Source organism: Halomonas sp. DP4Y7-1 (genome assembly GCF_019800705.1).
Classification (GTDB): Bacteria; Pseudomonadota; Gammaproteobacteria; order Pseudomonadales; family Halomonadaceae; genus Halomonas; species Halomonas litopenaei_A.
In genome coordinates this window covers 177,050-189,305 of the sequence record NZ_JAHVKS010000007.1, presented here as the reverse complement: position 1 = coordinate 189,305, position 12,256 = coordinate 177,050, and the positions used below count along the sequence as shown (strand labels likewise).

General features: G+C 62.6%; 15 protein-coding genes. 8 read left to right on the top strand and 7 right to left on the bottom strand.

The window, feature by feature from the left end; genetic code table 11:
- Positions 1-4: 4 nt before the first annotated feature.
- From ybaK to KUV72_RS14430, 5 genes are all read left to right on the top strand, one after another.
- Positions 5-472, top strand: coding sequence for a Cys-tRNA(Pro) deacylase (gene ybaK / locus KUV72_RS14450; protein ID WP_206940497.1), 468 nt, complete (start codon positions 5-7; stop codon positions 470-472).
- A gap of 155 nt (positions 473-627) precedes the next feature.
- Positions 628-942: a hypothetical protein gene (locus tag KUV72_RS14445; RefSeq protein WP_222238883.1), complete on the top strand. Its 315-nt coding sequence runs from the start codon at positions 628-630 to the stop codon at positions 940-942.
- Entirely contained in the window at positions 926-1,447 is a 522-nt protein-coding gene (locus KUV72_RS14440; RefSeq protein WP_206940501.1) for a DUF501 domain-containing protein, read from the top strand. The genes KUV72_RS14445 and KUV72_RS14440 overlap by 17 nt, the downstream gene beginning before the upstream one ends.
- Before the next feature lie 66 nt (positions 1,448-1,513).
- A complete protein-coding gene (locus KUV72_RS14435; protein ID WP_222238882.1) occupies positions 1,514-2,071 on the top strand; it encodes a TIGR00730 family Rossman fold protein in 558 nt (185 codons plus the stop codon).
- Positions 2,072-2,132: 61 nt separating this feature from the next.
- On the top strand, positions 2,133-3,101 hold the full coding sequence (locus KUV72_RS14430) for an NAD(P)H-quinone oxidoreductase (protein ID WP_206940505.1): 969 nt from the start codon (positions 2,133-2,135) through the stop codon (positions 3,099-3,101).
- 68 nt (positions 3,102-3,169) lie between these two features.
- On the opposite strand, the gene KUV72_RS14425 is transcribed toward KUV72_RS14430, so the two are convergent.
- On the bottom strand, positions 3,170-3,670 hold the full coding sequence (locus KUV72_RS14425; RefSeq protein WP_206940507.1) for a hypothetical protein: 501 nt from the start codon (positions 3,668-3,670) through the stop codon (positions 3,170-3,172).
- Between the two features lie 170 nt (positions 3,671-3,840).
- Entirely contained in the window at positions 3,841-4,386 is a 546-nt protein-coding gene (locus KUV72_RS14420) for a tetratricopeptide repeat protein (RefSeq protein ID WP_224852123.1), read from the bottom strand.
- A 248-nt stretch (positions 4,387-4,634) separates the two neighbouring features.
- Between KUV72_RS14420 and KUV72_RS14415 the strand changes: the two genes are divergently transcribed.
- Positions 4,635-5,666, top strand: coding sequence for an NADP(H)-dependent aldo-keto reductase (locus KUV72_RS14415; protein WP_222238881.1), 1,032 nt, complete (start codon positions 4,635-4,637; stop codon positions 5,664-5,666).
- A gap of 205 nt (positions 5,667-5,871) precedes the next feature.
- Positions 5,872-6,648, top strand: coding sequence for a peroxide stress protein YaaA (yaaA, locus tag KUV72_RS14410; protein ID WP_222238880.1), 777 nt, complete (start codon positions 5,872-5,874; stop codon positions 6,646-6,648).
- A gap of 185 nt (positions 6,649-6,833) precedes the next feature.
- On the opposite strand, the gene KUV72_RS14405 is transcribed toward yaaA, so the two are convergent.
- A complete protein-coding gene (locus tag KUV72_RS14405; protein WP_222238879.1) occupies positions 6,834-7,415 on the bottom strand; it encodes an isochorismatase family protein in 582 nt (193 codons plus the stop codon).
- Positions 7,416-7,552: 137 nt separating this feature from the next.
- Here KUV72_RS14405 and KUV72_RS14400 point away from each other — a divergent pair, with 137 nt between their 5' ends.
- Positions 7,553-8,383 (top strand): Tim44 domain-containing protein, encoded by an 831-nt coding sequence (locus KUV72_RS14400; RefSeq protein WP_222164003.1) that lies wholly within the window; start codon positions 7,553-7,555, stop codon positions 8,381-8,383.
- A 230-nt stretch (positions 8,384-8,613) separates the two neighbouring features.
- On the opposite strand, the gene KUV72_RS14395 is transcribed toward KUV72_RS14400, so the two are convergent.
- From KUV72_RS14395 to KUV72_RS14380, 4 genes are all read right to left on the bottom strand, one after another.
- Positions 8,614-9,135, bottom strand: a complete 522-nt coding sequence (locus KUV72_RS14395) for a hypothetical protein (RefSeq protein ID WP_222238878.1) — start codon at positions 9,133-9,135, stop codon at positions 8,614-8,616.
- A gap of 175 nt (positions 9,136-9,310) precedes the next feature.
- A complete protein-coding gene (locus KUV72_RS14390) occupies positions 9,311-10,054 on the bottom strand; it encodes a carbonic anhydrase (protein ID WP_222238877.1) in 744 nt (247 codons plus the stop codon).
- Positions 10,055-10,289: 235 nt separating this feature from the next.
- Positions 10,290-10,487, bottom strand: coding sequence for a hypothetical protein (locus KUV72_RS14385; RefSeq protein ID WP_206940522.1), 198 nt, complete (start codon positions 10,485-10,487; stop codon positions 10,290-10,292).
- A 149-nt stretch (positions 10,488-10,636) separates the two neighbouring features.
- Positions 10,637-12,100 carry an aldehyde dehydrogenase family protein gene (locus KUV72_RS14380; RefSeq protein ID WP_222238876.1) on the bottom strand — a complete coding sequence of 488 codons (1,464 nt, stop codon included), beginning with the start codon at positions 12,098-12,100 and terminating at the stop codon, positions 10,637-10,639.
- Positions 12,101-12,256: the final 156 nt, after the last annotated feature.

The window sequence follows — 12,256 nt, the reverse complement described above, 5'->3', positions numbered from 1 at the left end:
CGCCATGACCCCCGCCATCAAGGCCCTGGAAAGGGCCAAGGTCAACTTCAGCGTACTGAGCTATGAACACGATGCCCGCTCGGCGGCTTACGGCGAAGAGGCCGCCGAACAGCTTGGGCTAGACGCCGAGAGTGTGTTCAAGACCTTGCTGGCGAATCTGGACGGCCATCGACTGGTAGTGGCCATCGTCCCGGTCTCTGCCAAGCTCGACCTCAAGGCGCTGGCCCGCGCGGCGGGCGCCCGCAAGGCCAGCATGGCTGACCCCGCCGACGCCGAGCGCGCCACGGGCTATATCGTCGGGGGAATCAGTCCCCTTGGGCAGAAGAAGCGCCTGGCTACCTTCATCGACGACAGCTGCCAGAGGCTGCCCCAGATGCACGTCAGCGGAGGACGTAGGGGCCTTGAAATCTGCCTGGCCCCGGAGGACTTGGTGGTGTTGACGCGGGCAACCGTGGCTCCGCTCTTGCGCTAGTCCGTTGCCACTAGTGCGCTAGTCCGCTGCCACTAGTGCGCTACCCGCAGCCACGGGGTCTGGCGCGACGGCCAGGCGATGGCGGCGGTCCTGATACGCTGGGTCTAAGGCGCAAAAAATGCTAGGTTGGCGCAACGTCAACAAGGATGCACTGCATGGCGATCCGCTATACCCTCTGGCTCGATCCGGACGATAAGGTGCGCCACCGCGCGGCTGAGGCCAGCCTCGAGACCTTCTTTCTCGAGCGCTTCGCGGACTACCCGCACATCCGCTTGTTCGGTGCTGATCCCTACGACTATGATGCGCCCTTCAATCGACTCTACGACGTTCTGATCGCACGAGGCAGCGAGTACCTCGAGCGCGAACATGCCTATGTCCCCACCCCGGAACAGCTCAATCGCGCGTTCTTCCGTGCCGTGGGCCGCTCCACCAAATTTGTAAGAGACAACCCCGATGGTGATCCATCCTGACACGACCCCCGACGCTGCCCAGATGGCCATCATCGCCGAGCAGCTGGGACGCGAGCCTCGCGGCATCGAGGCCCTGGCGGCCACCGACGGCAAAGGCACTCCTCTGGTCCTGCGCATGGCTCCCATCGTCGATGGCAAGCCCTTCCCGACCCTGTTCTGGCTGAGCTCCGACCTGCTCAAGGTCGAGCTGTCGAGAATCGAAGCCGCCGGCGTGATCAAGTCGCTGGAAGCGCGCCTGCAGGAAGACGAGGAATTTCGCGCGGCCTATCACGCCAGCCACCAGGACTACATCGACACCCGCTGGGCGCTGATGAGCGACGCCCAGCGCGCCGAGGTCGAGCGCCTGGGCTATGACCGGGTGCTGCGCGAGCGAGGAATCGGCGGCATCGCCAACCACGACCAGGTTCGCTGCCTGCACACGCAGTACGCCCACCACCTGTGCGGCCACAATGTGATCGGACAATGGGTCGACGAGCACTACGGCATCATCGACCTGCTGCCGTAATCCCCTGGCCCGTGCCTCATCTCGGGCCTTCCTCGCGACCCCATCATTACCTCAGGGAGGCCTCAAATGGCCCAGATCTGCGTCTATCTCGGCTCGCGCCAGGGAGAAGATCCACGCTTTATCGACGACACACGCATGTTTGGCCGTCGCCTGGCCGAGCGCGGACATGGACTCGTCTACGGGGGCGCCAGCGTCGGCCTGATGGGGGCGCTGGCGAATGCAGCGCTGGACGCCGGTGGCCAGGTCGTTGGCGTCATGCCCCATCATCTGGTGGATCGGGAGTTGGCCCACACGGGTCTCAGCGAGCTGATCAGGGTCGCCGACATGCACGAGCGCAAGGCCCAGATGGCAGCCAGTGCCGACGCCTTCGTCATGCTGCCTGGTGGCATCGGCACGCTGGAAGAATTCTTCGAGACCTGGACCTGGCACTACCTGGGACTGCACGCCAAGCCGATCGGCATCCTGGATAGCTGCCAGTTCTACCGTCCGCTGCTGGACTTTCTGGAAGCCGGCGTTGCCCAGGGCTTCCTGGATGCCCGTACCTTGCAGACGCTGGTCACGGCCGCTACCCCGGACGAGTTACTGGACCAACTGGAGCAACGGCTGGCCCATCTGCCGGGCTGACCACGGAGCCGTCGACTCGGCGCCTTGCGCCACCACTGAACACCGACAAGGAGGATGTCACATGTACGCCATTCAACCAGACGGCGACCAGCTACGGTGGCAACGCAGCCAGGATCTCGCTCCACCGCAGGGTCGAGAGGTGCATATCGAGGTGGCCTGGGCCGGCGTCAACCGCGCCGACCTGATGCAACGCGCCGGGCACTATCCTCCCCCTGAGGGGGCCTCAAGCGTGCTGGGGCTGGAAGTCAGTGGCCGCGTGGCAGCCGTCGGTCCCGACGTCGAGCAGCTCAGACGTGGACAGCCCGTATGTGCCCTGCTGGCCGGCGGTGGCTATGCCGAGCGCGTGTGCGTCGACGAGCGCCAGGTCCTGCCCGTTCCGGCCGGTGTGGACCTGCGCGAGGCCGCTGCCTTGCCGGAGGTCTATGCCACCGCCTGGCTGAACCTGTTCATGGAGGGGGCGCTGGAGCCGGGGGAGCGCGTGCTGATCCACGCGGCCGCCAGCGGCGTCGGTACTGCCGCCATTCAGCTATGCCGAGAGTTCGACCACCCCTGCTTTGTCACCGTGGGCAGCGACGACAAGCTGGCGCACTGCCTCGCGTTGGGTGCCAAGTCCGGGGTCAATCGTCATCACGGAAGTTTTGTCGAAGCGGTGAAGGCGTTTGGCGAGATCAATGTGATTCTCGACCCAGTAGGCGCGAGCTATCTGGCAGACAACCAGCGCGTGCTCGCCGCCGATGGCCGACTGGTGCTCATCGGCCTGATGGGAGGGCGCCACGCCGAGCTGGATCTAGGGCGAATGCTGATGAAACGCCAGCGCCTGATCGGCTCCACCCTGCGCGCCAAATCCCCCCAGGCCAAAGGCAAGATACTGGATCAGCTGGCACGCCACGTATGGCCCAGGATAGAGCGCGGGGATCTGACACCGCAGATTGATGCCCAATGGCCCATTCAGGAAGTCGAGGCCGCCCATCGCCACGTCGACGCCAACGCCAACACCGGCAAGGTGCTGCTCCAGGTGGCCGAGCTCTGAAACACGACTTGTCCACAGACAGTCACTGACTGGCCACTGTGGACAAGCTGTCTGACTGACGCCAGCGCTCAGCGTCGCGCACTGAGCGCCTGGGTCCGTGCAAAGGTCATCTGCAGCAGCTTGGCGTCGTCACCGGCTCGGTGACGCTGAATACCCTGCTCGGCAATCATCGCTTCCTTGACGTCGCTCCACATGGCCATCTGGGCCTCGTCCAGCAAACGCCTCAAGGCTTCCAGACGGAAAGCGGGGATCATTCCGGCATGATGAAAGAGGAGTGACAGCCAGGTGTTGTCATAGCCCCAGCTGTCGCTATAGGCGATACCCACCTGATGCAGCTCATCATTCAGCCAGCGCGCCACGTGCCGCACGGGGTAGCCTTCCCGCTGCAAGCGTGCGCGGGAGATGCCATGCAACAGCTCGGCCTTGGGATCCCAATGGGTCCACTCATCAAGCGGCTGAATGAGAAAGGCACAGCAACTGCCATCAGGGCGGGCCAGCCCAACCTCGATGGGATAACTACCGCGCCCGAAACCAGACGCCTCGATATCGAGCAGAGTCGGTAACGCCACAGGCTGAGAACCTCGAAGTGACTGCCGGCCGAAACGCCGACTCGACGTTATCCGACAACGAAAACCCTTCCCGACGCCCAAACTGTCAGCGGCGGTCAGGGTAGCCTGAACCGCCGCTCGCATCGGCCTTACCGGGACCCGCGCGCAACCCGTGGTCGCGCTAGATCACCCTAGTGTCGCTGCTGGCCTTCTGCTTTGTCCAGCGAAGCGGTAGCGACATCGTCTCCACCGTCGCTTGTCGCCGGCGCCTGGCCGGGACGGGCCAAGGATGCCCAGTAGTCAGCGCGCTCCCGATCAACGGGCAGCGACAGCTCTCCATGGCGGTAGGCCCGCTCAAGACGCGCGGCGGCCAGCGCATGACCGGCCTCGCCGGCTCTGGCGTACCAGGTGACGGCATGGTCGTGACGGGCGGGATACAGGGCGCACCCATTCTCATGGATTTGCCCGGCCTGATACTGGGCGCGAGCGTCTCCGCCGTGAGCGGCCTGAAGCACGTAGCGGGCGCCACGTGCCTTGTCTTGGGGAGCCCGTGACCGGTGAAACAGCATGTGCCCATAAAGGGATAGAGCCGCCGGATGACCGGCGTCCGCACAACGCTGAAACAGACGCATGGTCAGCCTCTGGGTTCGCGGCGAGCGGGGCAGCCAGCGGGTATGAAACAACTGCTGGGCCAGACGATACTCGAGCCGCGTCTTCAGTGACGATGCCTGCTGCATGGCAACAACCTTGAATCCAAAGCGTGGAAGTCGGACCGGACACCTCCTGTGTCACGGGCGCTCTTCTGGTTCAATCTGCGGTGCCACGGACTCCTCCGGGGCAACGGGTTGGCAAGCATACGCCTGGCCCGAAGAGGACTCAACCCCTGAGGGTGGCGACGTATATCGGGCAAAGGTAACATTTCGGTGCTATGCAGCATTCACCGTTCGGTCGTGCCATTGTGCACGCACCGACACAAGGAGCTCCCATGCAGACCCGCCCTCTCGGCACTACCGGTATCGACGTCAGCCGCATTTGTCTTGGCACCATGACCTTCGGCGAACAGAACTCGGAAGCAGAAGCCCACGCCCAGCTCGACCGAGCCGTGGCCTTTGGGGTCAATTTCATCGACGCCGCCGAGATGTACCCGGTGCCACCCAAGGCCGAGACCCAGGGGCTGACCGAGTCCTACATCGGCTCCTGGTTGAAGGGCCGCCAGAGCCGCGATGACGTGGTGATTGCCACCAAGGCCGCAGGCCCCGGTATCAGCCATATCCGCGGCGGCCCTCGCCTGGACCGCCAGCACCTGCACGATGCGATCGATGGCAGCCTGTCGCGGCTGAACACGGACTACGTCGATCTCTACCAGCTGCACTGGCCTGATCGCTCCACCAACTTCTTCGGCCGCCTGGGATACACCCACGACGAGGACGAGCAGGCTACCGCTTTAGAGGAAACGCTGTCGGCCCTGAAAGAACTGGTCGACGCGGGCAAGGTACGTGCCATTGGCGTGTCCAACGAGACGCCCTGGGGGGTGATGCGCTGTCTTAAGCTGGCTGACACTCTCGGCGTACCCAGGGTGGCATCGATCCAGAACCCCTACAGCCTGCTCAACCGCACCTTCGAAGTCGGGCTGGCGGAGATTGCCCAGCGCGAGCAAGTGGGCCTGCTGGCTTACTCTCCCTTGGCCTTCGGCGTGCTGACGGGCAAGTACTTGAACGGCGCTCGCCCAGAGGGCGCACGCCTGACGCTGTGGGACCGTTTCAGCCGCTACAGCTCCGAACAGGCCACGGCCGCCACCGAAGCCTACGTGGCGCTGGCACGCGAGCACGGCCTCGACCCGGGCCAGATGGCACTGGCCTACGTCAACTCCCGCTCCTTCCTGACCAGCAACATCATCGGCGCCACCACCATGGATCAGCTGGAGAGCAACCTGGCCTCGGAGGCACTGACACTGTCGGAAGAGGTGCTGGAGGGCATCGAGGCGATCCACCAGCGGATCCCGAACCCTAGCCCCTGATCAAGGCCTAGGCTTTGTCGTGAGCTGCGACTTTCCTTCGACACACCATTGGCGCACGCCCTTGCCATGACGTCCCAGGCATAAGGGCGTGAGCCAGCTAGCCTGATACTCTGGCCTTATCTGCATCATAGCCCCGGCCTTCGCCGGGGCTTGATACACTACCCCTCTTTGATTGACGGCCTATAACGACCCCAGGAGCCCGCCCATGCTGAGCGTGATCTCACCTGCCAAAACGCTGGATTTCGAGACCCCGGCCACCACCGCCACCTGGACGGAGCCCGACTATCTCGAGCATTCTCGCGAATTGATCGACATCCTGAGGGGCTACAGCCCGGCCAGGATCTCGGAGCTGATGGGGGTCAGTGACAAGATCGCTGGCCTCAATGCAGCGCGCTTTGGTCAGTGGCAGACACCCTTCACGCCGGACAACGCCAAGGTCGCGGCCCAAGCCTTTCAGGGCGACGTTTATGTCGGCTTGCAGGCAGACACCTTCAGCGATGACGACAATGCCTTCGCTCAGGACCATCTGCGGATTCTGTCTGGTCTATATGGCCTGTTGCGCCCACTCGACCTGATCCAACCCTATCGACTGGAAATGGGCACTCGGCTTGCCAACGAGCGGGGCAAGGACCTCTATGCGTTCTGGAAGCCGCTGCTGACCGCCGAGCTGGATGCCGCAGTCACGCGCAGTGGCTCCCCGGTGCTGGTCAACCTGGCCTCCAACGAGTACTTCAAGGCCATCGACGCCAAGAACCTCAACGCAGACGTGGTCACACCGGTGTTCAAGGACTGGAAAAACGATCGGTACAAGATCATCAGCTTCTACGCCAAGAAGGCACGTGGCTTGATGGCCGCCTGGATGATTCAGCAGCGCCTGGATGACAAGGAAGGCCTCAAGGACTTCAACGTGGCCGGCTACCGTTTCAGCGCCGCCGAATCCGAGGGCAGCACCCTGGTGTTCACCCGCGACACCCCCGCCTGAGGCAGCGGCCGAAGCGCCGGGGCCCGGCATGACAAGCCCTCTTCCGGGAGGGCTTCCCGGATCTTTTTTCAGGGGCCCAGTTTCAGGGGCTGTTTTCCCCCTCTTTCCAAGACACTGTCTTCAAAACCCTGTCTTCAAGAGACTCTAGTCACCATCCTCGGTTCAAGGTCCTCAGCTCCGGATCCTCAGGTCCCGAGTCGCAGCGGCCGCGACGCCCTGGGCCGCAGCAATTCACGATGCACCTCACGAAAGGCCTGGTCATCGCAGCGCTCGAGCCATTCGTAGGCGACCATGTCAGCGCTGACCAACTGGGCGCCGGCCTGACGGGCCCGCTCGCCGGCGAGTCTGGCCTCCTCCCCGCGTCGGCTGACGCAACCCTCGACCAGCCAGAATACCTCGACCCCCTGCTTCAACAGTCCGAGCGCCGTTTGCAGCACGCAGATATGGGCCTCGGCTCCGGCGATCACCACCTGACGCGGCGTTGCCGCCTCAAGGGCTTGCGCCACCTCGCGTTCTCGACAGGCGTTGAAGTGACTCTTGGTAAACCAGCGCGCGCTCTGTGGCAGGGCGCACGTCAGGCGCGGCTCCGTCGTCCCCAGCCCCTGGGGATATTGCTCGGTCACCCACACCGGAACCTCCAGGCGCTCCGCCACGGCTGCTAGCCAGCCAATTTCGGTGATCGCCTGGTCCCCCCTCGCCACCACCGGCATCAAGGCCGTCTGTACGTCGACCACCAACAGTAGACTGTCGCTACGCTCGATCAGCATACTCTCTCCTCGCCTTTTCGTTGTACACGGCTTCCCGCGACGCTCGTTATCGCTAGAATGGACGAGCGACTCACCGGTGACCACCAGGGACACCGGTAAAGACAGGCCAACGCAGGCCGAATTATGGAGATGTCTAGATGCGTCACCTTCTCGTGATGATTCTTGTCGGCGTGATGGGCTTCGGCCTCGCCGTCGACAGCGCCGATGCCCGTCGCCTGGGCGGCGGCAAGAGTGTCGGCTCCTTCTCGCGTCAGGCCAGCCCCAGCGCCACGCAGACGCAAAACACGGCGCGTCCGAACGCGGCACCCACCGCGGGCAAGAAGAGCGGTCTGATGGGAGGCATGCTAGGCGGCCTGCTGGCCGGCAGCCTGCTCGGCGCACTGTTCTTCGGCGGTGCCTTCGATGGGCTTGGCATGGTCGATATCCTGCTGATGGCGGGCCTCGCCTTCCTGGCGTTCAAGTTGCTGGCCCGGCGTCGTTCGGCAACGGCATCGGCCGGAGGTGGCGGACATGGCATGCAGCGCGAGCAGGCCCCCTCTTCTCCGTTCCAGATGCCCGGCAGCTCCGGTACTTCCGGTGCCGCCTTCGGCGGTCCGCAGGGCGACCCTGAGTGGTTCGACCGTGAGCGCTTCCTCGGTGGTGCCAAGGAGCACTTCATGACCCTGCAGCGGGCCTGGGACAACAACGACCTCCCGCGCATCCAGGAGTACGTGACACCGGAGCTCTACAACCTGCTGCGCGAGCAGCGCGCCAGCGAGCCGGCCAACAACCAGACCGAGATCGTGCGTCTGTTTGCGGAACTCGGTGGGGTGCAGGAACTGGGCACCCAGGCCGAAGCCCGCGTGCTGTTCCATGGAGTGCTCAACGAAAACGGCACCGAAACAGAGTTCAACGAAACCTGGCATCTGGTGCGCGAAATGCGTGACGATGCCCCCTGGTACGTGCAGGGCATCGAACAAAACGCCTGACGGGGCAGTCTGTGCTACCCGCTGCCGGCAAGCGGTCGACGCTTATCGGCAGCGAACGCAAAAGGGGCCGAGATCCTAGGATCTCGGCCCCTTTTCTTCATTTGCCGCGTGAGCGATAGAGCGGTTCGAGCAACCCCGCACTATTCAGCTGGAGGCTGGCGGCGTGAGTCGGCACTTGGTGCCTAGCCGAGACAGGGCCCCCAGGCGACAGCGCAGCGGCGTCAGACAGATTACTGCGCAGCCTTGTCGGTGGCCTGCTCAACTTCATCGCCGGCCTCTTCGACCGCCTCACCGGCGCTGTCCGCCATCTGGTCGGCCTCTTGCTCGGCCTCTGCGGCAGCCTCATCCATGGCCTGATCCGCATCGTCAGCAGCGTCAGCCATGCTGGCAGCGGCCTCGTCGGCTTCCTGCTCGGCCTCGGCGGCGGCGTTATCCATGGCCTGTTCCGCGTCGTCAGCGGTTTCCGCCATACTGGCGGCGGCCTCGTCGGCTTCCTGCTCGGCTTCGGCGGCGGCGTTATCCATGGCTTGTTCCGCGTCGTCAGCGGTTTCCGCCATGCCCTCTGCGGCCTCATCCATGGCCTGCTCGGCATCCGCTGCAAGCTCCTGAGCCTGCTCCTCGACGGCTTCGCGAGTGTCATCCACCTTGGCGCCGGCTTCCTCGGCTGCATCATCCTCGCAACCGGCCATGGCCAACATCAACGACGAAATAGCAGCGGCCAGGGCCAGGCGACGAAACGTTCCTTGCTTCATGTAACACCTCCAGGGAATGATGAGTATGAACTCCCCATTTACATTAGAAGCCTGGGCGCGTCTTGGCTAGCCCTCTCCTTACGCGTATTCCGCAAAGACCGTGCAGTTTCCAAGGAAACGACGGCACTGCAGCGACAGGCGGGCACATGCCAGCATGCACCCGCCAACCCTCAGGTTACTCGATCACCACCCGCGCATTACGCGGCTGAATCGGGCGATTGTTGTCATCGCCGATGGCCTGAGCAAAGGCAGTCATCTGGTCAGAGGACAGCGACTGCGGCGCTTTCATCACCAACCAGCGAACACCTTCGGTACAAGGAGGGGTGGTCAGCGAACCATTCAGACGAAAATATTCCTGGTCTTCCGGTAGCACCTGGGCGAAGTCAATGCCGCCATCTATTTCCGCCGTATCTCCGGCACTACTGGGCAAACTCGCCACAAGCCCGTCAAACACGGCATTTTGCTCGCCTTCTTCGAACATCACGGACACGACTGCCAGATCTCCCTCCTTGTTGGCATGTACCAGGTGCGCTTCCAATGGGAATTGACGTCCGTCTACCGTGTGCTCAGACGGAGCATGGAAATGCATCTGCAACAAGGTATAGACCTCACCATCCAGCGTCAGGGTATTATCCTGAGAAGAGGCCACCTGAACCGTGTGGCCATTGTTGACCACCGCAGCCCCAGGCTGGCCATAGGAGAGCTCAAGCGGTGCCAGCGCCGCATCAACACCATAGGCGATATCCACCGGCGATTGGTTATGGCCCAGCCCACACATCTCGTAACTGTTACTAAGTTCCGCCCAATGAGCCGGTCCGGTCTCACCCTGGTAGGACCAGTGAGGCGCTTCGGTGGCTGCCAGCGCGCTGCAGGTGAAAAGTGCGCAGCTAAGAAAGCTGGTGACCTTCAACAGAGTCATTTTCGTCATCCTTGTCCAACAAAAAAGAAAAGAGCCTGCCCCATAGGGCAGGCTCTTTATCCTACTGATCGTTGAAGGTCTCATGTGACCGATTGGCATATCAGCGTTAGCTGTATATCGCTAAAGCAAAGACTGCTCAATCGATCGCCAGCTCGGCCGGCTGGTCGGCGAGCACTGGCATCAATGCCGGCTCGCCTGAGACAAGGCTCTTACCTAAAACGATGTATCGACAGGCTTAGTTGGTCGCGTCCTCGGCAGACTCTTCCATCTCCTCGCCCATCTCTTCCATGGATTCGCCGGCATCTTCCACCGCCTGATCCATCTCTTCACCGGCCTGCTCCGCGGGTCCTTCCTCTTCGCAGGCTGCCAGGCCACCGGCCATCATGGCGATCACGAAAGCCATACCAAAACGACGCATCATGCTGTTCTTCATGACATCTCCTTGTACAACATTGGTCGAAGTTCACTATCACCCTAGCGTGCCAATGTGACACTGGCTAGGGGGCGAGCGCCCCACCGACGGAGCAGTTGCTCGGGAACTAAGTAAAATTGACACTGCGTGGCTTCATTTCGTCAGCCACATCAGAACGGATACTGTCGGGGCTCACGCTGAACGCTGACCCATTGCACGGTGGTCATCTCCTCCAGCACCCAGTCACCATTGAAGCGGCCGATGCCCGAGTTCTTCTCGCCACCGAAGGGCATATGAGGCTCGTCATTCACCGGCATGTCGTTGACATGCACCATGCCGGAGTCGATCTGCCGAGCGACGCGTTCGCCGCGCTCCAGGGAGCCGCTGAAGACGGCTGCGGAAAGGCCGTACTCGGTCGCATTGGCGATACGTACGGCGTCGTCTTCACCATGGGCCATGATGATTCCGGCGACCGGCCCGAAGATCTCATTGCAGGCCATATCCATCTGTTCACTGACGTCGCGAAATACCCAAGGCCGTAGACAGGGCCCTTCCAGAGAACCCTCAAGGGCAACCTTGGCCCCCGACTGCCGAGCCTTGTGCACGACCTCTTTCAAGCCCTCGAGCTGTTGCTCATTGATGATCGGACCAATGACCGTGTCGGCTTCAGCAGGGTCACCGACCTTGAGCCCCTTGACCCGCTCGACAAAGCGCTCGACAAACTCATCGTAGATGGTGGCATCGACAATCAGCCGATTGATCGCAATGCAGATCTGCCCCTGGTGCATGAACTTGCCCACCACGGCGGCTCTGACCGCCTGGTCAATATCTGCATCGTCGAGCACAACGAAGGGGCTATTACCGCCCAGCTCCAGCGCCACCGGCTTGATGAAGCGACCGCCCACAGCGCCCTTGGCAATCTGCCGTCCGACTTCCGTTGAACCCGTAAAGGAAATGAGCTTGGCCAACCGATGCTCGACGATGGGCGTCCCCAACTCACTGCCGGAGCCCACCACAACACTGAGCAGCCCGGCCGGCAGGCCTGCCTCTTCATACAGCCGAGCCAATAACAGTCCGCCGGTCAACGGCGTGTCGCTGGCAGGCTTCAGAACCACGGCATTACCCAAGGCCAACGCCGGCCCGATGGTGCGCTGGGTCAAGTGAAAGGGAAAGTTCCAGGGACTGATAACGCCGATGACGCCCAGTGGCTTGCGATAAACGCGATGTTCCTTGCCCGGCACGCTGGACGCGGCCATCGATCCTTGCACGCGGGTCGCCATGGCGGCAGCTTCCAGCGACATTTCCCGGGCATTGTTCCATTCAAGTTCCGCCTTGATACGGGTACTCCCGGACTCGCGAACCAACCATTCGATCAACTCGTCCTTACGCGCCTCGAGACGCTCGGCCACCTTTCTCAGTACGGCTGCCCGCTCGATGGCACTGGTGGCAGACCATTGCTGCTGGGCCTGTTGCGCGGCTTCGAACGCCCGATCCACATCATGACGGTCCGCCTGGACGATCTTGATCAACGACGTCTGATGATAGGGATCGTACACTTCCAGTGTCTTTCCAGATCCCCCGTCTCGCCATTCCCCGGCGATGGGCTGCAACTGCAAATCCTTGAGGCTCCACATACCGACTCCCTCCGTTTTGCACAACGTCCGTTTCGCGCAGCTCTTGGGTCACGCAGCTCATGCGTCGCGCAGCTCTTGCGTCGCACAGCTTTATGTCGCAAAGCTTTCGTTGCGAACAACTTTCGTACAACTATCGTCACAGAATCCTAGACAGCT